Genomic DNA, 23,141 nt, shown 5'->3' with positions numbered 1-23,141 from the left:
AGCTACCGCCCCAGCAGCGCGCACAGCTCGTGCAGCGTGGCCACCACCGCCTGCGGCGGCGGGCTGGGCAGCTGCCAGCGCGGCGCGGTGCCCTCCTGCGCCGGCCGGTGGTAGTCGATCTCGGGGCGCTGCACCCAGGCGGCCTGCATGCCGGCGGCCAGCGCCCCCTCCACATCGAGCGCGGCATCGTCACCCACGTGCAAAAAGGCCGACAGCGGCAGCCGCAGTTGCTGCGCCGCCAGCGCGAAGATGCGCGCATCGGGCTTGGCCATGCCCGCCTGGTGGGCGCTGATGCCGGCGCTGAAATAGCCGTCCAGCCCCACGCGGTCGAGCCGCGCATTGCCGTTGGAGATCGCCACCAGCGGGTAGCGCGCCTGCAGCCAGTCCAGGCAGTCGTGCACCTCGTCGAACATGTCGACCTGGTTGCGGCCGGCATGGAAGGCCTCGAACGCGGCTGGCATCAGCCCGCTGTCGCCGCCGGTCTGCTGCAGCGCCCGCGCGATGAACTGCTGGCGAAAATGCGTCATGTCGTGCAGCCGGTGGGCCAGCTCTGCGCGCAGGCCCTCGCGCAGGCGACGGGCATTGTCCTCATCCTGCAGCCAGGCGGCAGTGGCCGGCGCGTGCTGCTGCAGGAAGGCATGCTGCGCGGCCTCGGCGCGGGCCAGCGCTGGCAGCACTGGCCACAGGGTGTCGTCCAGATCGAAACTGATGGCGCGTATGCGCGAGATATCCAACATGCGGCGAGCATAGCGGATTCGCGGCGGCGAACTGAGACAATACCGCCATGCCCCCTCGCTTCGTGACCGAACCCGACCTGCCCCCAGCCGCCCGCGAACACACCGCCGTCCTGCTGTGCAACCTGGGCACGCCCGACGCGCCCAGCGCAGCCGCGCTGCGCCGCTACCTGGCCGAGTTCCTGGGCGATCCGCGGGTGGTGGAGATTCCTCGGCCGCTGTGGCGGCCCATCCTGCACGGCATCATCCTGCGCGTGCGGCCCGCCAAGTCGGCCGCCAAGTACCGCAGCATCTGGACGCCCGAGGGCTCGCCGCTGGCCACCTGGACCGCACGCCAGGCGCAGCTGCTGCCGCAGTGGCTGGCCGAGGCCGGCCACCAGGCGACGGTGCGCCATGCCATGCGCTATGGCAGCCCCTCCATCGCCAGCCAGCTCGATGCGCTCAAGGCCGAGGGCGCGCAGCGCATCCTGCTGCTGCCGCTGTACCCGCAGTACTCGGCCACCACCACCGCCAGCGTCTGGGATGCGGTCTATGCCTGGAGCGCCCGGCAACGCCGCATTCCGGAGCTGCGCTTCGTCAACGGCTATGCCGGCAACGCCGGCTACATCGCCGCGCTGGCCGCATCGGTGCGCCGGCACTGGCAGGCCGAGGGCCGCGCCGAACGGCTGGTGATGAGCTTTCACGGCATACCCGAGCGCAATGTGCGCCTGGGCGACCCCTACCAGCGCGAGGCCCTGGCCACCGCCCAGGCGCTGGCCGCCGCGCTGCAGCTGGCGCCGGCGGACTACAGCGTCACCTTCCAGTCGCGCTTTGGCAAGGCCCGGTGGCTGGAGCCCTATACCGAGCCCACGCTGGTGGCGCTGGCCCGGCAGGGCACGCGCCATGTGCAGGTGATCTGCCCCGGCTTCGCCGCCGACTGCCTGGAAACGCTGGAAGAAATAAACCAGGAGGCCCGCCACGCATTTTTGCAGGCCGGCGGCACGCGCTTCGACTACATCGCCTGCCTCAACGACCAGCCCGATTGGATCGCCGCGCTCGGCCGGCTGTGCCTGCAGCACCTGCAAGGATGGCCGACGGCCCTCTGAAGTCCCTCGTCCCTTGCCCCTCGCCTCTTTTTTGGAAGCTTCCGCATTGATCGCTCCTTCTCCCGCCCCAACCGCCGCCCCATCCGCCGCACCTTCCCCCGCCCCCTGCGCCGAGCTGCTGCACAGCGCCCAGCTGCGCCTCCGCATCGACCCGCAGAGCCTGGGCTTTGCCAGCACGGCCGAGCTGCTGCAGGAGCCTTTCTCGTGGATAGGCCAGCAGCGCGCCCAGGCCGCGGCCGAGTTCGGCCTGGCGATCCAGCAGCCCGACTACCACCTCTTCGTGCTGGGCGACGAAGGCAGCGGCCGCACCTCGCTGCTGCGCCGCGCCATGCTGGCCGAGGCCATGCGCCGCCCGGCCGCGCCCGACATCTGCTTCGTGCACAACTTTGCGGTGCCCGAGCGGCCGCTGGCGCTGCGCCTGCCCGCCGGGCAGGGCCGCATCCTGCGCCGCCGCATGGAAGCGCTGACCGACAAACTGCCGCGCCAGCTGGAGGCCGCGCTGTCCGAGCCCGCCCGGCGCAGCGGCATCGAGCAGATCTACCACCAGGCCCGGCAGCGCGAGGACGCCGCCTTCGACCAGTTGCAGGACTGGGCCCGGGAGCGCGGCCTGGACATAGGCCGCGACAACGGCCAGCTCGTCATCCGCATGGGCGGAGATGCCAAGGACCATCCGCCTGCGGGCCCGGCAGCCCTGCCACCGGATGCCGCCGACGGCACGCCTGGCGTAGATGGCACACATGGCGCGGCGGGCCCGGATGGCGAGGCCCTGCCGCAGAGCGCCGCGGACGAAACCGCGCCCCCGCTCGAATACCAGCTGCGCCTGGAGCTGGCCCAGTTCCGCGGCCAGGTGCGGCTGTGGGAGCAGCAGCGCGACGAGGCGCTGCAAGCCTTCTACCGCGAGGCCGCGGCGCCGCTGTGGGCCGCGGCGCTGGCCCGGCTGGGCGAGGGCCTCTCGCCCCAGGGCGAGCATGCGGCCACGCTGCAGCGCTGGCAGTCGCAGGTGCAGGCCGAATGGCTCAAGCAGATTGAGCTGTGGGTGCCGCGCAGCATCGCGCAGGAGGCCGATGAGATCTTCGACGGCGGCGGCGCGGACGGCGACGGCGAGCAGGAAGACGAGCGCCACCGCCAGGAAGCCGGGCTGCAGTCGCTGCGCGCGCTCAGCCAGGTCAACCTGGTGGTCGACCACCATGGCGAAAGCCATGCGCCGGTAGTCATCGAAGACCAGCCCAGCCTGCGCAACCTGTTCGGCACCATCGACCCGCCCAGCCACGAGGACGAGCACCGCAGCGACTTCTCGTGCATCCGCGGCGGCAGCGTGCTGCGCGCCGACGGCGGCTTCTTGCTGCTGCACCTGCGCGACCTGGCCGGCACCGGCCCCGAGAGCGAGGCCGCCTGGCAATACCTGCGCCGCGTGCTGCGCACCCGCCAGCTGCGCATCGAAGACGTGCATGCCAGCCAGGGCCCGAGCAGCAGCAGCGCGCTGCTGCCCGAGCTGCTGCCGCTGGCGTTCAAGCTGGTGCTGATCGGCTCCGAAGACAGCTACTACCAGCTGCAGGAAACCGACCCCGACATGGCCCGGCGCTTTCGCTGCAAGGTGGAGTTCTCCGCGCAGTTCAAGGCCACGCCCGCCACCTGGCGCGCCACCGCCGCGCTGATGGCGCAGCGCTGCGCCCAATACCGGCTGCCGCACTGCGACGCCGGCGCCACCGCCCGCCTGCTGGAGGAGTCGCACCGCGAGGCCGACGACCAGCAGCGCCAAAGCGGCCGGCTGAACACGCTGGAGGCGCTGCTGATCGAAAGCGCGCAATATGCCCAGCAGGAAGCGCAGCAAGCAATGCCGGCCGCGCCCGCGGGCGAATGCCTGGTGCGCGTGGCGCATGTCGAGGCCGCGATCGCCGCCCGGCGCCTGCGCCACAATGCCATGGAAGAGGCGCTGCACGAGGCCATCGCCGAGGGCGAGCATGTCATCGCCTTCGGCGGCCGCCTGGTGGGCCAGCTCAACGGCCTGTCGCAGATCGACACCGGCGACCACCGCTTCGGCCTGCCCGCGCGCATCAGCGCCCGCACCTATGCCGGCCAGGACGGCGTGCTCAACATCGAGCGCGAGGTCGCCATGTCCGGCCCCATCCACGACAAAGGCGTGCTCATCCTGCAAAGCTACCTGACCTCGCTGTTCAGCGAGCTGGCGCCGCTGGCGCTGAACGCATCGGTGGTGTTCGAGCAGGAGTACAGCGGCGTCGAGGGCGATTCGGCCTCGTGCGCCGAGCTGCTGGCGCTGCTGTCTTCGCTCTCGGGCCTGCCGCTGCTGCAGAACATCGCGGTCACCGGCGCGCTCAACCAGCATGGCGAGATCCTGCCGGTGGGCGGCCTCAACGAAAAGATCGAAGGCTGGTTCGACCTGTGCGCCGAGCAGGGCCTGGACGGCTCGCATGGCGTGCTCATCCCCGCCCGCAACCAGCGCCACCTGATGCTGGCCAGCCGCGTGATCGCCGCGGTGCAGGCCGGGCGCTTCCATGTCTACACCGCCGAGCATGCCGCCCAGGCCGTGGCGCTGCTGATGGAGCAAGGCGATTGCCTGCCCTGCACCAGCCCGCTGGCCGCCATGGGCCCGCAGCCGCTGCCGCCCCTGGTGATGCAGCGCGCCGGCGACCGGCTGCGCCAGTTCCGCCTGGCGCTCCAGAAGGCCGAGGCGGCTCCCAAGCGTAGCCAGCGCCAGCGCAGCAAACGGGCGGCGGAGCCGCTGCACGGCCGATGATTCAACCCATATTCGGAACAATCAATTCCACACAGGGTGATTTATCGAAATTCGTTCAACAAATACACTTTCCCCATCGCTGAACGACCAGCCCCCCCGCGCTGGCCAAAGAGTTCAACGACGCGATCGACCATGGGGCCGACCGCCACTGTGGAAAGGATTGCAAAATGTTGAACGCACGTATCTTCGCCATCGCCGCTTCCCTGGCCCTGGGTGCCGCCGCCGCGCAAGCCGGCTCGATCTATGAAGGCGAAGGCTCTTTCCCACCGGCTGTGGCCGCCAGCAGCCAGCTCAGCCGCGCCGAGGTCATCGCCCAGGTGAACGAGGCCAATCGCAATGGCTCGGTGGCCGTGCTCAGCGACCGGGTGGACTTTGCCGCCAGCGGCCAGGGTGCCCCGGCGCTCAGCCGCGAAGCCGTGCGCCAGCAAGCCGCCCAGGCCCTGCGCACCGGCCGCATTGCCGATGGCGAGGGCTACGGCGAATAAGCCGGCTGCCCGGCGCGAGGCACACCATTGAGCAGCTGCCGAATCCCCGGCAGCTTCGATGCCTGGGCATTCTGGATTGCTTGCATATACAATACACATATGCAACGCAAAAGGAGGCTGCCATGAATACCGTCAAGCTCTTTTGGAACAATAAAAGCCAGGCCCTGCGATTGCCCAAGGCACTGGAATTTGGCGCCGGCGTGACCGAGGTGAGCGTGGTGGCGCAGGGCAATACCCGCATGATCACCCCGGTGGAAGCGAGCTGGGACGCCTGGTTCGCCCAAGGCGCCAGCGATGATGCCCTGCTGCCCGAGCGCGAGCAGCCCGCCATGCAGCAACGCGAGATCCTGAAGTGACGCGCTACCTGCTCGACACCAACACCTGTATCTACGTGATGAACCGGCGCCCCGCGCATGTGCTGCCAATATTCAATGCACATGCGGGCATGATGGGCATTTCCGAGATCACCCGCTTTGAACTGCTGTACGGCGCGTACAAGTCGCAGTCTCCGCACAAGGCCCTGCACAATCTGCAGGCGTTCTGTGCCCGAATCGAAGTACTCCCTTTCGATTCCCTGGCGGCGGAACACTCGGCGCAAATTCGCACGCAACTCGAACAAAAGGGCATGCCCATCGGCCCCTTCGATACCCAAATCGCCGGCCACGCCCAAAGCCTCGCGGCCATACTCGTGACCAACAACCTCAAGGAGTTTCAGCGCGTCGGCGGCTTGATGCTGGAGGATTGGATCTAGTCAGGAGTCCGAACCCTCAAGCGCCGCAGCCAGCTCGCTGCGCAGGCGCTGGTTTTCCGCTTCCAGCTCCTGCACCCGGGCCCGCAGGGTCGACAACTGCTGCTGGGCGGTTTCGAGCGCCGCATCCACGGCCTGCATGCCATGGGCCTGCGAGGCCAGTTCGGCAGGCGATGCGCCTTCTGCGTCCCCAGGCTCATCGGCCTTGGACTTGCGCTTGGCCTCGCGCACCTTCTTGGCCGCCTGCTTGAGCTCATCCTTGCCGCCCTGGGCCGCGGCCTGCTGTTCGGCCACCGGCAGCGTGGCCACCACCGCCGCGGTATTGATCGAGACATCGCCCGCCTTGATGGCCTGCACCAGCTCGGGCGCCGCATGCTTCTGGATCTTCTCGATCTGCGCCACCTGGGCGCTGGACAGGCGCGCCGCCTTGGCCACCGCCTCGCGCGTGGCGACCTTCTCCAGCTCGGCGGCATCTTCCGAGCTGAAGGCCGGAACCTCCCCTGCCTGGGCTTGCGCCGCTTCCTCGGGCGCCGCGCCCTCCTCCTTGGGCACCGGGAAAGGCGCCAACTGCTTGCGCGAGGCCAGGATGGCGCGCTTGCGCAGCGCCAGCACGCCGCGCTGGAAGTCCGATACGCTGCGCCGGCCCAGGTGCTGGTCGATCATCCACAGGTACACGTCCTCCATGCTCGTGAAGCGCGTGTTCTGCACGGTGTTGAACGGCAGGCCATGCTTGCGGCAGATGCCGTAGCGGTTGTGGCCGTCCACCAGCACATCGCCCCACAGCACCAGCGCATCGCGGCAGCCCTCGGCCAGGATGCTGCGCTCCAGCGCCTCGTATTCGTCCGCGCTCAAGGGGTCGATATAGGCCTTGAGCTCTTCATTGATCACTATGTCCATCGCTGCGCGGTTCTTCGTCTGCAAAAAACCCTCGATTGTAGGGATGTGCCGGCCCTGTCTCCCAAGTGGCCTCGGCCAGCGCCGCACAATGGCATCATCCCCAGCCTTCGCAGGAATCCAGCCATGAAGCAATTGTTCACCCTCATCCTGGCCGGCACGCTCGGCGGCGTGGCGCTGGCCGCGCAGCCGCTGCTCTCGCCCAAGGAGCTGCAGGCGCAGCTGGCCAGCACACCGTCCGGGCAGGCCGAGCTGAAGATCATCGACATCCGCGAGCCCAAGCTGTATGCGCAGCAGCACATTCCCGGCGCGCTGAACGCGCCCTACGGCAAGTGGCGCGGCCCGGCCACCAACCCGGGCGAGCTGCCCGACATCGCCAAGCTCACGCTGCTGGTGCAGTCGCTGGGGCTAACGCCCGCCACCCACGCGGTGGTGGTCTCGACCGGTGCCGACCCCACTGACTTTGGCGCCATGGCCCGCGTGTACTGGACGCTGAAGGTGCTGGGCCTCAAAGAGCTGTCCATCGTCAATGGCGGCATGAAGGCCTGGCAGGCCGACGGCGGCGCGCTCGATGGCGCGGTGCCGCAGGTGGCGGCCAGCAGCTGGCAGCCACAGATCGACACCAGCTACCTCGCCACCCGCGAGCAGGTGCGCCAGCACCTCGACCTGAGCAATGCCGCGCTGGTGGATTCGCGGCCCGACGCCTTCTACCAGGGCCAGACGCGCGCGCCCGCGGCCAAGCTCTCGGGTACGCTGCCGGGCGCGCAGCAGCTCGATTTCAACCAGTGGTTCGTGCCCGGCACCGCGCGCTTCGTGGACCCGGCCAGCGCCAGGCAGATCGCCGCCAAGGTGCAGCGCAAGCAGGGCGAGGACATGGTGGCCTTCTGCAACACCGGCCACTGGGCCGCGACCGACTGGTTCGGCCTGAGCGAGATGGCGGGCTACCCGAATGTGAAGCTGTATGCCGGCTCGATGGTGGACTGGACCCAGTCGGCCGCGCCGCCGCCCATGCAGAACCAGCCGGGGCGCATCGAATCGCTGGCCTACGACGCCCGGCAGTGGTGGCAGCGCAAGTTCAAATAATCCTCTTTAATCACATGAAACGACTCCCCCTGTCGATCCTGATGGCCGCATTCTGTGGCTGGCTGCTGTGGAGCGTCTCCGCACGCCAGGCGGCGCTGTTCCTGGTGGGCATAGGCCTGGGCGCGGTGCTGGCGGGCAAGCGCTTTGGCTTCACCACCGGCTGGCGCATGCTGGTCGAGGACAAGGACCCGCGCGGCGTATTCGGCCAGTTGCTGCTGCTGGCGCTGGCCGCCGCCATGGCGATGCCGCTACTCGGGCATTATCCGGAGCTGGCCGCCGCGCTCGGGCCGCCCAGCGTGAGCCTGCTGGTCGGCGCCTTCGCCTTCGGCCTGTGCATGCAGATTGCAGACGGCTGCGGCAGCGGCACGCTGTACAAGGCCGGCATGGGCATTCCGATGAACACCGCCATCCTGCCGCTGTTCGCGCTGGGCAGCTTTCTGGGTTCGGCCCACCTGGGCTGGTGGCTGGAGCTGGGCCGCCTGCCGGCGGTGGGCCTGGTCGGCAGCTGGGGCTGGCTGCCCGCGCTGGCCGCCACGCTGGCGGCGCTGGCGCTGATCGGCCTGGCGGTGCGCCGCTATACCGCCAGCGCCAGGCCCGCAACGCCCTGGGAGCGCCGCTGGGTGACGGGCGCGGTCTGGCTGGCGCTGCTGGCCACGCTGAACCTGCTGCTCGCCGGCCAGCCCTGGGGCGTGGTGTATGGCTTCGGCCTGTGGGCCGCGAAGCTTGCCAACGCCAGCGGCGCGATGGATCTGGCGCACAACTGGTTCTGGAGCCAGCCGGGCAATGCCGCGCGGCTGCAGGAGACCGTGCTGCTCGACGTGACCAGCATCACCAACATTGGCATCCTGGCCGGCGCGCTGTGGGTGGCGGCCGGCAGGCCCGCCGCGGCCAAGCCGCTCACCGGCCAGCAATGGCTGGTGGCGCTGGCGGCCGGGCTGGTGCTGGGCTACAGCTCGCGCCTGGCCTTCGGCTGCAACGTGGGCGCGATGCTCTCGGGTATCAGCACCGGCAGCATCCACGGCTGGATCTGGGTGCCGCTGGCCTTTGCCGGCACCATCTTCGGGCTGCGCATCCGCCGCCACTTCGGCTTTTGACGAGGAGCGCCACCATGACCACAGCAAGCACCCTGCGCCTGGCATTCTGGGCCGCCCTCGCCGCCTTCCTGGCCTGGGACTACCACCACTCCAAGCCGGTGGACCTGCGCTACGAGGCGCCCTTCATCGCCGCCGGCTCGGGCCAGCACGCCTCGGGCGGCCATTGCTCGATGCCGGACTGACGCCGCTACGCCGCAGCCTACGCCGCAGCGGCCGTACCTGCGGCCTGCGGCTCCTGGCCGTGCACGTCGTAGCCGGCGGCCACCCAGGCGTCGAGCCCGCCGAGCAGCGGCCGCACCTTGTGGTAGCCCGCGCGGTGCAGCATGCGAGCGACGATGGCGGCCGAAGCCTCGTTGGGGCAGGCGCAGTAGACCACCACCTCCTCGCCGGGTGTCACCGCCGGCAGCGACCGGCTGCTGGCGCCGGGCTCGAAGACATGGGCGCCGGGAATGTGCGACTCGCCATAGGCGGCTTGCGAGCGCACGTCCAGCACCACCGGCGGCCGGTCGCTGGCCAGCATGTGGCTGAGCTCATCCACCGTGACCCGCGCCATGCGCAGCGAGCGGATCAGCTGCCGCCGCGCCCACCATTTGCGCGCCAGGAACACCGCCAGCGCCAGTGCCAGCAGCAGCACGCCCCACTGGCCCAGCGCCGCGAGCACCGCCAGCAGCTCCTCCACGGCCGAGCTGAACAGTTGGCCCAGCAGCACCGCCGATCCGACCCAGATGCAGGCGCCCAGGCCGTCGAGCAGCAGGAAGCGGCGGCGCGACGTACCCACCACCCCGGCCAGCGCGCTGGCCACCGACGCAAAGCCCGGAATGAACTTGGCCACCAGCAGCGACTTGGGGCCGAAGCGGGTATACAGCGCCTCGGTCTGGCGCACGCAGCTGTCGGGCGACAGCGAGATGCGGCACAGCTGCGACATCACGCGCCGCCCGTAGCGCTGGCCCAGCAGGTACCACACGCCGTCGGCCACCAGCGCCGCCAGCACCGCCACGCCCACCAGCAGCCAGCGCTCGGCGCCGCTTGCCGCGACCGCGCCGGTCACCACCAGCACCGGATAGGCGGGCAGGGGCGCGCCCAGCTGCTCGATGAGCACATTCAGGAAAACGATCCCCAGACCGTAGTCGCGGATCAGCTCAATGATCAACTGCATGGCAAGGCTGGCTCTGGGTTGTATGCATATGCCGCCATGGTATAGAGCGGTATTCAACCGTGCGCACAGAGGGACAAGGGATGCATTTTAGAAATACAAGATTGATAGCAAATTTTGCTTCATATATTAGGGCTGCAGCGCTATTTCTTTTACTTTCGGGGAGCTGCTGCCTGCATGCCGCGCCGCCGGCGCTGTGGCTGGCACAGAAATACCCGGGCGGCCTGGAACTGCAGGCCTATTGGGTCAGCGAGAAATACGACGGCGTGCGCGGCTACTGGGACGGCCAGCGCCTATGGACACGCCAGGGCGAGCCTATCGCCGCGCCCGCCTGGTTCACCGCCGGCTGGCCCGCCACGGCCATGGAGGGCGAGCTGTGGGCCGGGCGCGGCCAGTTCGCCCACGCCCAGTCCACCGCCCGCCGGCAGGTGCCAGCGGATGCGGCCTGGCGGCGCATGCGCTTCATGCTGTTCGACCTGCCCGGCCACCCCGGCAGTTTCGACGAGCGCCTGCACGAGCTGCAGCGGCTGGCGGCCGGCATCGCCCTGCCCTGGGTGCAGGCCGCGCCGCAGTGGAAAGAGGCCAGCGAAGAGAGCCTGCGGCGGCGCCTGGACACGCTGGTGCAGGACGGTGCCGAGGGACTGATGCTGCACAAGGCCGCGGCGCCCTACCGCAGCGGACGCGGCGACGACGTGCTCAAGCTCAAGCCCCAGGACGATGCCGAGGCGCAGGTGCTGGCCCACCTGCCGGGCAAAGGCAAATACCAGGGGCTGACCGGCGCCCTGCTGGTGCGCGCGCCGGACGGCCGCGAATTCAGGCTGGGCTCGGGCCTCAGCGATGCCGAGCGGCGGCATCCGCCGCCCCTGGGCAGTTGGGTCAGCTACCGCTACCGCGGCCTGCATGCCAGCGGCCTGCCGCGCTTTGCCACCTATTGGCGTATGCGCGAGGACGGGCCGCCCCAACCCTGAACGCCGCCCCGGCACTCAGGCCGCGCCCGCCTTTTTGGCCTTGCGCGCGCGTGCCACCTGCGGCTGCTGCGGGGTTTCGGCCACCGGCGACAGCCGGCCCGCCGCCGGATCGCCCAGCGGCACTTCCGACTTCAGCGCCTTCTTCAGGCTCGCGCCCGACCTGGCCTTGCCCGAGGCCGCGGGCGCCTTGGACTTGAGCATCGGGCTTTTCTTCGATGCCGCCACCGGCGCCGAGACCACACGGGTCTGCATGGCCTGGTCGTGCGCGTCCAGCGCCACGCAGTCGGCGTAGAAGCGCAGCGCGCCGCTATCGTCGACCTGCTCCACCAGGCCGTGGATGTCGGTCTCGAAGCCCGGGCAGAGCTTGGAGAATTCGCGCGCGAAGATCAGGTAGTCCACGATCTTCTTGTTGAACACCTCGCCCGGGATCAGCAGCGGAATGCCGGGGGGGTACGGCGTGACCAGGCCCACCGTGACCCGGCCTTCGAGGTGGTCGATCTCCACGCGCTCGGTCTTGCGCCGCGCGATGTGGGCATAGGCGTCGCTGGGCTTCATCGCCGGCGTCAGCTCCGACAGGTACATCTCCGTCGTCAGGCGGGCGATGTCGTACTTGGCGTACAGCTCGTGCACGTGCTGGCACAGGTCGCGCAGGCCCATGCGCTCGTAGACCTTGTGCTGCTGGCAGAACTCGGGAAGGATGCGCCACATGGGCTGGTTCTTCTCGTAGTCGTCCTTGAACTGCTGCAGCGCGGTCAGCATGGTGTTCCAGCGGCCCTTGGTGATGCCGATGGTGAACATGATGAAGAAGCTGTACAGGCCGGTCTTCTCGACCACCACGCCATGCTCGGCCAGGTACTTGGTGACGATGGAGGCCGGAATGCCGCTCTTGCCGAAGGTGCCGTCCAGGTTCAGGCCCGGCGTGACGATGGTGGACTTGATCGGGTCCAGCATGTTGAAGCCGTCGGCCAGCTCGCCGAAGCCGTGCCAGGAATCCGCCTTGTGATCCGCCTTCGAGCCCTTGCCGGCCTTGCCCTTCTTGCTGCGGATGATCCAGTCGTCGGCGCGGCCTATGCCCTCGTCGGCCAGATCCTGCGGGCCCCAGACCTGGAACCACCAGTCGTCCTTGCCGAAGTCTTCCTCCACCTTGCGCATGGCGCGGCGGAAGTTCAGCGCCTCGACGATGCTCTCCTCCACCAGCGCGGTGCCGCCGGGCGGCTCCATCATCGCGGCCGCCACGTCGCAGCTGGCGATGATGCTGTACTGCGGGCTGGTCGAGGTGTGCATCAGGTACGCCTCGTTGAACAGGTTGAAGTCCAGCTTGGTGGTCTGCGAGTCCTGCACCAGCACATGCGAGGCCTGGCTGATGCCGGCCAGCAGCTTGTGGATCGACTGGGTGGCGTAGACCACCGACTGGCGCGGGCGCGCGCGCTTCTTGCCCATGGCGTGGTAGGCGCCATAGAACGGGTGGAAGGCCGCGTGCGGCAGCCAGGCCTCGTCGAAATGCAGGTTGTCCACGTAGCCGTCGAGCTTGCCCTTGATGGTCTCGGTGTTGTAGAGCACGCCGTCGTAGGTGGACTGGGTGAGCGTGAGGATGCGCGGCTTGACGGTCTTGGCGTCCACGCCCTGCAGCAGCGGGTTGGCAGCGATCTTGGCCTGGATGGTCTCGGGCGCGAATTCGCTCTCCGGGATCGGGCCGATGATGCCGAAATGGTTGCGCGTGGGCTTGAGGAACACCGGAATGGCCCCGGTCATGATGATCGAGTGCAGGATGGACTTGTGGCAGTTGCGGTCCACCACCACCACGTCGCCGGGTGCGACCGTGTGGTGCCACACCATCTTGTTCGAGGTGGAGGTGCCGTTGGTCACGAAGAAGCAATGGTCGGCGTTGAAGATGCGCGCCGCGTTGCGCTCGCTCTCGCCGATGGCGCCGTTATGGTCGAGCAGCTGGCCCAGCTCCTCGACCGCGTTGCAGACGTCGGCGCGCAGCATGTTCTCGCCGTAGAACTGGTGGTACATCTGGCCGATGGGGCTCTTGAGGAAGGCCACGCCGCCCGAGTGGCCCGGGCAGTGCCAGGAGTAGGAGCCGTCCTCGGCATAGTCGAGCAGCGCCTTGAAGAACGGCGGCTGGATGCTCTCCAGGTAGTTCTTGGCCTCGCGGATGATGTGCTTGGCCACGAACTCGGGCGTGTCCTCGAACATGTGTATGAAGCCGTGCAGCTCGCGCAGGATGTCGTTGGGCAGGTGGCGGCTGGTCTTGGTCTCGCCGTAGATGTAGATCGGCACGTCCGGGTTCTTGCGGCGCACCTCGGAGATGAAGTCGCGCACATTGCGCACGATCGGGTCTTCGTCGCCGCCCTGGGTGAATTCCTCGTCGTCCACCGACAGGATGAAGGCGCTGGCGCGGCTTTGCTGCTGCGCGAACTGCGACAAATCCCCGTAGCTGGTCACGCCCAGCACCTCGAAACCCTCTTCCTCGATGGCATGCGCCAGGTCGCGGATGCTCAGGCCGGAGGTGTTCTCCGAGCGGAAATCCTCGTCGATGATGACGATGGGAAAGCGGAATTTCATGGGGAACCCCTCGCCCCTCAGGGCATCGAATGGAAGCAAACAGCCGCGAAGTGTACGGAATTCGCTGGCCTGGTTTGATGTATCTCCTATCATTTGCTGGAAATTTGATCGAGATATGCGGTCAAAATGCATCCATTTACTACGAAAGGAGGGGAGCCATGGCTGAATCCACACTCTGGTGGATCGCAACCGGCGTAGCCGTCGCCGCCGAGCTGCTGAGTGGCACGCTGTATCTGCTGATGGTGGCCATCGGCCTGGCCGCGGCCGCCATCGCGGCGCACCTGGGGCTGGGCACGCCGGTGCAGATGCTGGTGGCCGCGCTGGTGGGCAGCGCCACCGTGGTGCTGTGCTACCTGCGGCAAAGGCGCCGCGACAAAAGCCGCGGCCAGCGCAGTGCCCAGGCCGATCCCGACCTGCACCTGGACATCGGCGAGCAGCTGCAGATCCCCGCCTGGGGTGCCGACGGCACGGCGCAGGTGCGCTACCGCGGCGCCCAGTGGACCGCGGTACTGCGCCCCGGGGCCCAACCCACAAGCACCACCTACCGCGTGGCGGCGTTCGACGGCAGCCGCCTGCTGGTCGAGCCGGTGCCCGCCTGAATCAATCATTTTCTAGGAGAGTCTGCATGGAATTCGCCCTCGTGATCCTGGTGATCGCCATCATCTTCATTGCCATGTCCGTCAAGATCGTGCCGCAGCAGCACGCCTGGATCAAGGAACGCCTTGGCCGCTATGCCGGCACGCTGGCGCCCGGCCCGCGCTTCATCATCCCCTTCGTCGACAAGATCGCCTACAAGCACAGCCTCAAGGAAATCCCGCTGGACGTGCCCAGCCAGGTCTGCATCACACGCGACAACACGCAGCTGCAGGTCGACGGCATCCTGTACTTCCAGGTGACCGACCCGATGCGCGCCAGCTACGGCTCGTCCAACTACATCATGGCCGTCACCCAGCTGGCGCAGACCTCGCTGCGCAGCGTGATCGGCAAGCTCGAACTCGACAAGACCTTCGAGGAGCGCGACATGATCAACGCCCAGGTGGTCTCGGCCATCGACGAGGCGGCGCTGAACTGGGGCGTGAAGGTGCTGCGCTACGAGATCAAGGACTTGACGCCGCCCAACGAGATCCTGCGCGCCATGCAGGCCCAGATCACCGCCGAGCGCGAGAAGCGCGCGCTGATCGCTGCCTCCGAGGGCCGCCGCCAGGAGCAGATCAACATCGCCACCGGCGAGCGCGAGGCCTTCATCGCCCGCTCCGAGGGCGAGAAGCAGGCGGTCATCAACAAGGCCCAGGGCGAGGCCGAGTCCATCAAGGCGGTGGCCGATGCGACCGCCCAGGCGCTGGAGCGCATCGCCAACGCGATCCGCCAGCCCGGCGGCGAACAGGCGGTGCAGCTCAAGGTGGCCGAGCAGGCGGTCTCCGCCTACGGCAAGCTGGCCACGGACGCGACCACCACGCTGGTCGTGCCGAGCAATATGACCGAGGTGTCCGCGCTGATCACCTCGGCGATGAAGATGATGCAGGTGGGCGGGCAGCGCAGCTGAGGTTTCCGCCGCAAAATTCAGCCTCAAATGGCGGCTGGCGCTTGTGAATAAAGTGCCAGCCGCTATGTTTTTTGATCCAGCGGCAGCCGCAGCCCGAAGCTGATGCGCCCCTCGCCCTGGCGCGCGAAGGCCGCGCCGCCGTGCATGCGGGCGATCGCCTGCACGATGGCCAGGCCCAGGCCGTGGCTTTCGACGCTGTTGGCGCGCGCATGGTCGGCGCGATAGAAGCGGTCGAACACATGCGCCAGCTGCTCCGGCGTGAGCGGCGCGCTGGCATTGGTCACCGCCAGCTCGGCCCAGCCCGGCTCCGGCTGGGAGATGCGCACCGCGATGTTCGGGCTGCCGCTGGCGTGCTGGATGGCGTTGTGCAGCAGGTTGCTGAGCGCGCGGCGCAGCAGCGCGGTTTCCGCCCATAGCTGCGCATCGCCCTGCACCTGCACCGCCATGCCCGATTCGTCAAGCACCATGTCGAAGAAGTCGGCGATCTTGCGCACTTCCTGCGCCAGCGATACCCGCACCCGGCTGCGCACCCGTTCGCCCTGCTCGGCCCGGGCCAGGAACAGCATGTCGGCGACGATGCCGCGCAGCCGCTCCAGCTCTTCCAGGTTGGATTGCAGCACCTCGCGCAAGGCGGGCGCGCTGCGCTCGCGCGACAGCGCCACCTGGGTCTGGCCGATGAGGTTGGCCACCGGCGTGCGCAGCTCGTGGGCCACGTCGGCGTTGAAGGTCTCGAGCTGCTGGTAGGCGGCGTTCAGGCGGTCGAGCGCGGCGTTGAAGGAGGCCCCCATGTCCAGCAGCTCCATCGGCAGCGCCGGCAGGCGCAGGCGCTCGCCACGGCTGTCGGGCCCGATGCGCTGGGCCTCGCGCGAGAGCTGCTGCACCGGCTGCAGCCCGGCCAGCGCCACCCAGTAGCCCAGCCCGGCCGCCAGGGCCGCGCCAAGCACGGCGAGCACCAGCAGCGCGGTCTCGAAGGTTTTGAGCGTATGGTCCATGCCCTGCGTGTCCATGCCCGCCACCAGCACCACCGCCGGCCGGATGTCGTTGGCCGCAATGCGCGCGCCCAGCACCGCCATGCGCTGCAGGCCAGGCTGCTGCGGCACCAGCACCATGCCCGGGCGCGCCAGCGCGGCGGCGGCCATGGCGCGCGCACCATCGCCATGGCGCCAGGCCGGCTCGTCGCTCCACAGCCAGTAGCGGGTGTGGCCGTCGGCGCTGCCCAGCTCGTCCATCTTCTGCTTGGTGTGCTCCAGCAGCAGCGGCGAGCGCCCATGCATCAGCATGTAGCGGATGTCTTCGAGATGCCCCTGCAGCTGCTCGGCCTGGTAGCGGTCGAGCTCGCGCGCCAGCACATGGTGCAGCGCCATGCCGGTAAGCGCGAACACCGCCACCGCGGCGGCGGCGAACATCAGCGCCAGGCGGCCGGCGATCGAGCGGCGCCAGCGCAGCGGGCGCGGCAACCAGTCAGGCAGGGCCCGGGCCATCGCCCCGCTCCTCCAGCACATAGCCCATGCCGCGGATGGTGTGCAGCAGCGGCTGCGCGAACGGCGCGTCGATCTTGGCGCGCAGGCGCTTGACGGCCACCTCGACCACGTTGGTGTTGCTGTCGAAATTCATGTCCCATACCGCCTCGGCGATCGCGGTCTTCGACAGGATCTCGCCCTGGCGCCGCGCCAGCAGCGCCAGCAGCGCGAACTCCTTGGCGGTGAGGTCGATGCGCTGGCCGGCGCGCGCCACCTTGCGGCGGATCAGGTCCACCTGCAGCTCGCCCACGCGCAGCAGCGTGGGCTCGCGGGCATGGCCGCGGCGGGTCAGCGCCTGCAGCCGCGCCAGCAGCTCCATGAAGGAGAAGGGCTTGACCAGGTAGTCGTCGGCGCCGCCCTGCAGGCCGCGCACGCGGTCGTCGATGCCGTCGCGGGCGGTGAGCATGATGACCGGCGTCTGCTTGACCGCGCGCAGCGAGCGCAGCACCTCGAAGCCGTCGAGTCCGGGCAGCATCACGTCGAGCACGATCACGTCGAAGTCGTAGTGCAGCGCCAGGTGCTGGCCGTCGATGCCGTCATGCGCCAGCTCGACGCTGCAGCCCTGCTCGGTCAGGCCCTGGTGCAGGTACTCGGCCGTCTTGCGCTCGTCTTCGACGATCAGCACTTTCATGGCTGCGCCGCCGACTGTTGCGCCCCACCGGCGCGCTTGCGCCGCAGCCAGGCGGCCTTTCTGCGCTCGTACCAGTAGTGGGCGCGGTCGAGGTAGAGGTAGATGATGGGCGTGGTGAACAGCGTGAGCAGCTGCGACAGCACCAGCCCGCCCACCATGGCGTAGCCCAGCGGGCGGCGCAGCTCCGAGCCGGCGCCGCTGCCCAGCATCAGCGGCAGGCCGGACAGCAGCGCGCACATGGTGGTCATCATGATGGGGCGAAAGCGCAGCAGGCAGGCTTCGAAGATGGCGTCGCGCGGCGACATGCCCTTGTCACGTTCCGCATGCAGCGCAAAATCCACCATCATGATGCCGTTCTTCTTGACGATACCGATGAGCAGGATGATACCTATCAGCGCGATCACCGACAGGTCGTAGCCGCCGGCCATCAGGATCAGCAGCGCCCCCACGCCGGCCGACGGCAGCGTCGACAGGATGGTCAGCGGGTGGATGTAGCTCTCGTACAGCAGGCCCAGCACGATGTACACCGCCACCAGCGCCGCCGCGATCAGGTAGGGCTGGGTGCGCAGCGAATCGCCGAAGGCCTGCGCCGTGCCCTGAAAGTTGCCCGACAGCGTGGCCGGCACGCCCATCTCGGCCTGCGCCTGCTGGATGGCCTGCACCGCGTCGCCCAGCGAATGGCCGGGCTGCAGGTTGAACGAGATCGTCACCGCCGGGAACTGGCCCTGGTGGTTCACCGCCAGGTAGCCAGTGCGGCTGGTGTCGACCTTGACGAAGGTGGACAGCGGCACCTGCTGCCCGGTGATCGGCGAGCTGAGGTACAGCCGCTCGAACAACTGCGGGTCCTGCTGCAGGCGCGGCGTGACCTCGAGCACCACGAAGTAGCTGTTGAGCTGCGTGAAGTACTGCGCCACCTGGCGCTGGCCCACCGCATCGTTGATGCTCGCATCCACCAGCGCGGGCGTGATGCCGTAGCTGCTGGCCAGGTCGCGGTCGATGGTGAGCATGGCGGTGGGCGCGGCGTTCTGCTGGTCCGAGGTCACGTCGGTCAGCCCCGGCAGCGCGCGCAGCCGCTCCATGATGCGCGGCGTCCAGTCGTTGAGCTCCTGCAGGTTGGTGTCGGTCAGCGTGTACTGGTACTGGGTGCGCGCCAGGCGCCCGCCGACATTGATGTCCTGCCCGGCCTGCATGTACAGCGTGATGCCCGGCACCTTGGCCAGCTGCGGCCGCAGCCGCGCGATCACCTGGTCGGCGGTGGCGCTGCGGCCCTCGTCCTGGGGCTTCAAGCTGATGAACATATTGCCCGAGTTGAACGCGCTGGCGCCGGCCTGCATGCCGAAGCTGAGCACGTCCGGGTCCTGGCGCACGATGTCGGCCAGCGCCAGCATGCGGCGGTGCATGGACTCGGACGACGAGTCCTGCCCCGCCACCGCCGAGCCGAAGATGAAGCCGGTGTCCTGCTGCGGGAAGAAGCCCTTGGGAATGAAGGCGTAGAGCACCACCGTGGCCGCCACGGTGGCGATGAAGCTCAGCAGCGTGATGAACGGGTGGCGCAGCACCACTTCCAGGCCGCGCCGGTAGCCGCGCAGCAGGGCCTCGAAGCCGTGCTCGAACCACATGAACAGGCGGCCGTGCCGCTCGCTCGAATGGCCTTCGGCATCGTGCGGATGGCCCTTGAGGAACTTGGCGCACAGCATCGGCGTGACGGTGAGCGACACCAGCACCGACACCGCGATGGTGATGGTCACCGTGACCGCGAACTCGCGGAACAGCCGCCCGACGATGCCGCCCATCAGCAGCAGCGGAATGAACACCGCCACCAGCGACACCGAGATCGACACGATGGTGAAGCCGATCTCGCGCGAGCCCTGCAGCGCCGCCTGCAGCGGCGCCATGCCGTCCTCGATGTGGCGGTAGATGTTCTCCAGCATCACGATGGCATCATCCACCACGAAGCCCACCGCGATGGTCAGCGCCATCAGCGACAGGTTGTCCAGGCTGTAGCCCACCACGTACATCACCGCCGAGGTGCCAAGGATGGCCAGCGGCACGGTGATGCTGGGAATCAGCGTGACCATCACGCTGCGCAGGAACACGAAGATCACCGCCACCACCAGCGCGATCGACAGCAGCAGCGTGAACTCCACGTCCTTGACCGAGGCGCGGATGGTCTGCGTGCGGTCGGCCAGCACATTGACCTTGACGCTCGGCGGTATGCCGGCCTCCAGCCTGGGCAGCGCGGCCTGGATGCGGTCCACCGTCTCGATCACGTTGGCGCCCGGCATCTTGGTGATGGCCAGCATGATGGCCCGGCCATCGCGCAGGGTGCTGGCCGCGTCGTGCAGCGCCGCGCCCCGGAATCCCCAGGCGGCGATCTTGGCATTCTCGGGCCCGTCGAGCGCCACGCCGATGTCGCGCACGCGGATGGGCGCGCCATTGCGCCAGGCCAGCACCACGTTGTTCCAGGGCCCGGCCTGCAGCAGCTGGTCGTTGGTGTAGACGTTGAAGGCCTGCGCGCCGCCGTCGATGGTGCCGGTGGGCGAGCTGATGGTGGTGTTGGCGATCACGCCGCGGATATCCTCCAGCGACAGGCCCAGGGCCTTGAGCCTGGCCGGATCGGCCTGGATGCGGATGGCCGGCTTTTGCTGGCCGAACACGTTCACCAGCCCCACGCCCTCGATGCGCGAGATCTGCTGCGCCAGGATGTTCTCGGCATAGTCGTCCACCTGCGTCAACGGCAGCACCTCGGACTGCACGCCCAGGATCAGCACCGGCGAGTCGGCCGGGTTGATCTTGCGAAAGCTCGGCGGGCTGGGCAGGTTCTTGGGCAGCTGGCCGGTGGCGGCATTGATGGCCGACTGCACGTCGAGCGCCGCGCCGTCGATGCTGCGCGCCAGATCGAACTGCAGCGTGATCTGCGACAGCCCCAGCGAGCTGGTCGAAGTCATCTGCGCCAGCCCGGGGATCAGCGAGAACTGCCGCTCCAGCGGCTGGGCCACGTTGGAGGCCATGGTCTCGGGGCTGGCGCCGGGCAGCTTGCCGGTGACCTGGATGGTCGGAAAATCCACCTGCGGCAGCGGCGCCACCGGCAGCAGCGGCCAGGCCACCAGGCCGATGAGCAGCAGCGCCAGCGCCAGCAGCGTGGTGCCGATGGGGCGGCGGATGAAGGGCTCGGAGATGTTCATGGCGCGCCCTTCTCTGCCTTCCCCTCCGCCCCCCCCTGTGTGGCAGGCTGCTCGGCCGCCGGGGCGGCATCGAGCACCGCGGCCCCCGGCGTCACCCGGTACTGGCCATCGCTCACCACGCGCTGCCCGGCCTGCAGGCCGGAGGCGACCACCGATGCGCTGCCCTCGCTGCCCGCCACCTGGATGGCCTGCACCTGCGCCCGGCCGGCGCCGTCGACCACATAGGCGAACAGCCCGTCCTGGCCGCGCTGCACCACCGACGAGGGCACCACCAGCGCATCCTTTTGCGTGCCCAGCACCAGCCGCGCCATCGCCGCCTGCCCGGGCCAGAGCTTGTGCTGCGGGTTGGCGAAGCGGGCCTTCAGCGAGATGGTGCCGGTGGTGGTGTCGATCTGGTTGTTCAGCAGGGTCAGCTCGCCGCTGGCCAGCAGCTCGCCCGAAGCCTGGTCCAGCACCTGCACCGCCAGCGGCTTGCCGGCATTGATGGCGCGGTTCACCGCCTGGAAGCGCTCCTGCGGCAGCGTGAACTGCAGCGCGATCGGATCGATCTGGTTCACCACCAGCAGGCCACCGGCATCGGCCGCATGCACGATGTTGCCCGGATCGACCAGGCGCGCGCCGATGCGCCCCGAGATCGGCGAGGTGATGGTGGCAAAGCCCAGCTGCACGCGCGCATAGTTCAGCTGCGCGGCGTCGTTCTGCACCGTGGCCTCCAGCTGGCGCACCAGAGCCTTTTGCGTGTCCAGCGTCTGGCGCGTGGTGGCCTCGTCCTGGATCAGCGCGGTGTAGCGCGCCAGGTCGGCCCGGGCATTGGCGAGCTGCGCCTCATCCTTGGCCTTTTGCGCCTGCACCTGCTGGAGCTGGGCCTCGAAGGTGCGCGCATCGAGCCGCGCCAGCACCTGGCCGGCCTTCACGTCCTGCCCCTCCTTGAACTCCACCTTGTCGAGCTGCCCATCCACCCGCGTGCGTATCGTCACCGAGGCCACCGGCACCACCGTACCCATGCCGGTGACCGCGATCGGCATGTCGCGCTGCTGCACCAGCGCGGTGTGTACCGGCACGGCCGCGGCCTGAGGCTGCGCCGGCTTCTTCTCGGCAGAATGTTCGGCCGAATAGGCGCGCCACTGCGGCAGCCCCGCCGCCACCGCGATCACCGCCAGCGCCAGCGCCAGCGCCGAAAGGCCGATGAGCCGGCCCCGTGAGAAAGCGCCCTGTGCTTTGTCGTTCATGTCGGATTTCCTTTGGCGGCCTGGTAGCCGCCCCCCAATGCCTTGACCAGCGCCACGCTGGCCGCAAATTCACGCCCCTGCAATTGCAGCGCGGTGCGCTGGCTGGTAAGCGACAGCGCCTGCGCGGTGATCACCCCCAGGTAGGTGGCGGTGCCCGCGCGGTACTGGCTCAGCGCCACCCGCTCGGCCTCGCCCGAGGCCCGCACCGCGCGCTGCTGGGCCTGCATCTCCTGCTGCAGGTCGCGCAGCGCGGCCAGGTTGTCCTCCACCTCCTGAAAGCCCGTCAGCACCGTCTGCCGGTAGGCCGCCGCGGCCGCATCGAAGGCGGCGCGGCTGCGGGCCACATTGGCGCTGCGCGCGCCGCCATCGAACAGCGCGCCGGCCAGCCCGGCGCCCAGCGCCCAGACCTTGCCCGGCGCCGCGGCCCACGTGGCCAGCCCCAGGCCGGCGCCGGCAAAACCGCCGCTGGCGCTGAGCGTGAGGTTCGGGAAATACGCAGCCTGCGCCACGCCGATCTGCGCATTCGCCGCCGCCACGCGCCGCTCGGCGCCCGCGATGTCGGGGCGCCGCTCCAGCAGCTGCGACGGCAGCCCCGGCGGCATGCCGGGCAGCGCGGGCAAGGCGCCCTCGGGCTCGGGCGGCAGCGAGAAATCCGCCGGCGTGCGCCCCAGCAGCACGGCCAGCGCATGCGCCAGCTGGCGCCGCGACAGCCCCAGGTCCAGCGCCTGCGCCTCGGCCGCGGCCAGCGTGCTTTCGGCCAGCGCCACATCGGCGCCGGTGGCCACGCCCGCGCGGTGCTGCGCCTGGGTGAGCCGCAGCGATTCGCGGTAGGCGGCAAGCGTGCGCTGGTACAGCGCCTGCTGCCGGTCGAGCACGCGCAGCTGCAGGTAATCGTTGACCACGCTGGCCTGCACCGCCAGCTGCGCGGCGGCCAGATCGGCGCCGCTCGCCTCGGCGCCGGCCCGGGCCGATTCGACACTGCGGCGCACGCCGCCCCACAGGTCCGGCTCCCACGAGGCGCTGAGCGACCAGGCATGGCTGTCGCCCTGCGACGAGGTGCCGCCACTGAGCGTGCGCGCCCGGCTGCCGCTGGCGCTGAAGCCAGCGGTCGGATAGAACGCGGCCGACGCCCCCTGCACCAGGGCCTGCGCCTGGCGGTACTGGGCCTCGGCCTGCGCCAGCGTCTGGTTGGCGGTGGTGGCCTCGGCCACCATGGCATCAAGCCGCGCATCGCCATAGGCGGCCCACCAGGGCTGCGACGGATCGGGCTGCGCCGGCATGGCCAGGCGCCAGGCCCCATCTTCGAGAAACGCGGCCTGATGGTCGGCGCCATCGGGCGCCGCCGGCCGCACATAGTCCGGCCCCACCGCACAGCCGCCCACGCAGATCCCCAGGCAGACGGCCGCAAGCTTTACAACACGCGACATACTGATTCTCTTTGGCAAATGCGGTCACTGTAGAAAGCC

The 23,141-nt window shown here is 69.1% G+C and carries 20 protein-coding genes; 11 read left to right on the top strand and 9 right to left on the bottom strand.

Annotation, left to right across the window (positions count from 1 at the left end):
* Positions 1–2: 2 nt before the first annotated feature.
* Entirely contained in the window at positions 3–737 is a 735-nt protein-coding gene (locus ACODRX_RS05440; protein ID WP_488870057.1) for an HAD-IA family hydrolase, read from the bottom strand.
* Between the two features lie 47 nt (positions 738–784).
* Between ACODRX_RS05440 and hemH the strand changes: the two genes are divergently transcribed.
* From hemH to vapC, 5 genes are all read left to right on the top strand, one after another.
* A complete protein-coding gene (gene hemH, locus ACODRX_RS05435; protein WP_488870056.1) occupies positions 785–1,819 on the top strand; it encodes a ferrochelatase in 1,035 nt (344 codons plus the stop codon).
* A 46-nt stretch (positions 1,820–1,865) separates the two neighbouring features.
* Complete coding sequence (locus tag ACODRX_RS05430; protein WP_488870054.1) at positions 1,866–4,574, top strand: AAA family ATPase; 2,709 nt, start codon at positions 1,866–1,868, stop codon at positions 4,572–4,574.
* A 167-nt stretch (positions 4,575–4,741) separates the two neighbouring features.
* On the top strand, positions 4,742–5,059 hold the full coding sequence (locus ACODRX_RS05425) for a DUF4148 domain-containing protein (RefSeq protein WP_488870053.1): 318 nt from the start codon (positions 4,742–4,744) through the stop codon (positions 5,057–5,059).
* Between the two features lie 122 nt (positions 5,060–5,181).
* Entirely contained in the window at positions 5,182–5,415 is a 234-nt protein-coding gene (gene vapB, locus ACODRX_RS05420) for a type II toxin-antitoxin system VapB family antitoxin (RefSeq protein WP_488870051.1), read from the top strand.
* Positions 5,412–5,810 carry a type II toxin-antitoxin system tRNA(fMet)-specific endonuclease VapC gene (gene vapC, locus ACODRX_RS05415; protein ID WP_488870050.1) on the top strand — a complete coding sequence of 133 codons (399 nt, stop codon included), beginning with the start codon at positions 5,412–5,414 and terminating at the stop codon, positions 5,808–5,810. Before vapB ends, vapC begins: the two co-directional genes overlap by 4 nt.
* On the opposite strand, the gene ACODRX_RS05410 is transcribed toward vapC, so the two are convergent.
* Positions 5,811–6,704, bottom strand: a complete 894-nt coding sequence (locus ACODRX_RS05410) for a ParB N-terminal domain-containing protein (protein ID WP_488870049.1) — start codon at positions 6,702–6,704, stop codon at positions 5,811–5,813.
* 123 nt (positions 6,705–6,827) lie between these two features.
* Between ACODRX_RS05410 and ACODRX_RS05405 the strand changes: the two genes are divergently transcribed.
* Genes ACODRX_RS05405 through ACODRX_RS05395 form a run of 3 tightly spaced genes read left to right on the top strand, consistent with a single transcriptional unit; the run spans position 6,828 to position 9,060 of the window.
* Entirely contained in the window at positions 6,828–7,784 is a 957-nt protein-coding gene (locus tag ACODRX_RS05405; protein WP_488870048.1) for a sulfurtransferase, read from the top strand.
* A gap of 14 nt (positions 7,785–7,798) precedes the next feature.
* Positions 7,799–8,878, top strand: a complete 1,080-nt coding sequence (locus ACODRX_RS05400) for a YeeE/YedE thiosulfate transporter family protein (RefSeq protein WP_488870046.1) — start codon at positions 7,799–7,801, stop codon at positions 8,876–8,878.
* Between the two features lie 14 nt (positions 8,879–8,892).
* The gene (locus ACODRX_RS05395; protein ID WP_488870045.1) at positions 8,893–9,060 is read left to right on the top strand and encodes a hypothetical protein; all 168 of its coding nucleotides are present in this window, start codon (positions 8,893–8,895) and stop codon (positions 9,058–9,060) included.
* 17 nt (positions 9,061–9,077) lie between these two features.
* Here the strand turns inward: ACODRX_RS05395 and ACODRX_RS05390 are convergent, their stop codons facing one another.
* A complete protein-coding gene (locus ACODRX_RS05390; protein ID WP_488870044.1) occupies positions 9,078–10,034 on the bottom strand; it encodes a rhodanese-like domain-containing protein in 957 nt (318 codons plus the stop codon).
* 101 nt (positions 10,035–10,135) lie between these two features.
* On the opposite strand from ACODRX_RS05390, the gene ACODRX_RS05385 reads away from it, so the two are divergent.
* Positions 10,136–10,999, top strand: coding sequence for a DNA ligase (locus tag ACODRX_RS05385; protein WP_488870042.1), 864 nt, complete (start codon positions 10,136–10,138; stop codon positions 10,997–10,999).
* A 15-nt stretch (positions 11,000–11,014) separates the two neighbouring features.
* Here the strand turns inward: ACODRX_RS05385 and ACODRX_RS05380 are convergent, their stop codons facing one another.
* Complete coding sequence (locus ACODRX_RS05380; protein WP_488870041.1) at positions 11,015–13,567, bottom strand: Orn/Lys/Arg family decarboxylase; 2,553 nt, start codon at positions 13,565–13,567, stop codon at positions 11,015–11,017.
* 158 nt (positions 13,568–13,725) lie between these two features.
* Here ACODRX_RS05380 and ACODRX_RS05375 point away from each other — a divergent pair, with 158 nt between their 5' ends.
* Both ACODRX_RS05375 and ACODRX_RS05370 read left to right on the top strand, forming a co-directional pair.
* Entirely contained in the window at positions 13,726–14,166 is a 441-nt protein-coding gene (locus tag ACODRX_RS05375; RefSeq protein ID WP_488870039.1) for an NfeD family protein, read from the top strand.
* 26 nt (positions 14,167–14,192) lie between these two features.
* A complete protein-coding gene (locus ACODRX_RS05370; protein WP_488870037.1) occupies positions 14,193–15,110 on the top strand; it encodes an SPFH domain-containing protein in 918 nt (305 codons plus the stop codon).
* A 62-nt stretch (positions 15,111–15,172) separates the two neighbouring features.
* Here the strand turns inward: ACODRX_RS05370 and ACODRX_RS05365 are convergent, their stop codons facing one another.
* The 5 genes from ACODRX_RS05365 to ACODRX_RS05345 are packed head-to-tail and all read right to left on the bottom strand — an operon-like array spanning position 15,173 to position 23,102.
* Positions 15,173–16,591: a heavy metal sensor histidine kinase gene (locus ACODRX_RS05365; protein WP_488870036.1), complete on the bottom strand. Its 1,419-nt coding sequence runs from the start codon at positions 16,589–16,591 to the stop codon at positions 15,173–15,175.
* The gene (locus ACODRX_RS05360; RefSeq protein WP_488870035.1) at positions 16,572–17,261 is read right to left on the bottom strand and encodes a heavy metal response regulator transcription factor; all 690 of its coding nucleotides are present in this window, start codon (positions 17,259–17,261) and stop codon (positions 16,572–16,574) included. The genes ACODRX_RS05365 and ACODRX_RS05360 overlap by 20 nt, the downstream gene beginning before the upstream one ends.
* On the bottom strand, positions 17,258–20,446 hold the full coding sequence (locus tag ACODRX_RS05355; RefSeq protein ID WP_488870033.1) for an efflux RND transporter permease subunit: 3,189 nt from the start codon (positions 20,444–20,446) through the stop codon (positions 17,258–17,260). The genes ACODRX_RS05360 and ACODRX_RS05355 overlap by 4 nt, the downstream gene beginning before the upstream one ends.
* Positions 20,443–21,675, bottom strand: a complete 1,233-nt coding sequence (locus ACODRX_RS05350) for an efflux RND transporter periplasmic adaptor subunit (RefSeq protein WP_488870032.1) — start codon at positions 21,673–21,675, stop codon at positions 20,443–20,445. The genes ACODRX_RS05355 and ACODRX_RS05350 overlap by 4 nt, the downstream gene beginning before the upstream one ends.
* Complete coding sequence (locus ACODRX_RS05345; RefSeq protein WP_488870030.1) at positions 21,672–23,102, bottom strand: efflux transporter outer membrane subunit; 1,431 nt, start codon at positions 23,100–23,102, stop codon at positions 21,672–21,674. Before ACODRX_RS05345 ends, ACODRX_RS05350 begins: the two co-directional genes overlap by 4 nt.
* Positions 23,103–23,141: the final 39 nt, after the last annotated feature.

The sequence above is a fragment of the Comamonas sp. FG99 genome (assembly GCF_057808605.1).
The sequence above is the reverse complement of the archived record's forward strand: the minus strand, read 5'-3'. Positions and strand labels throughout refer to the sequence as shown.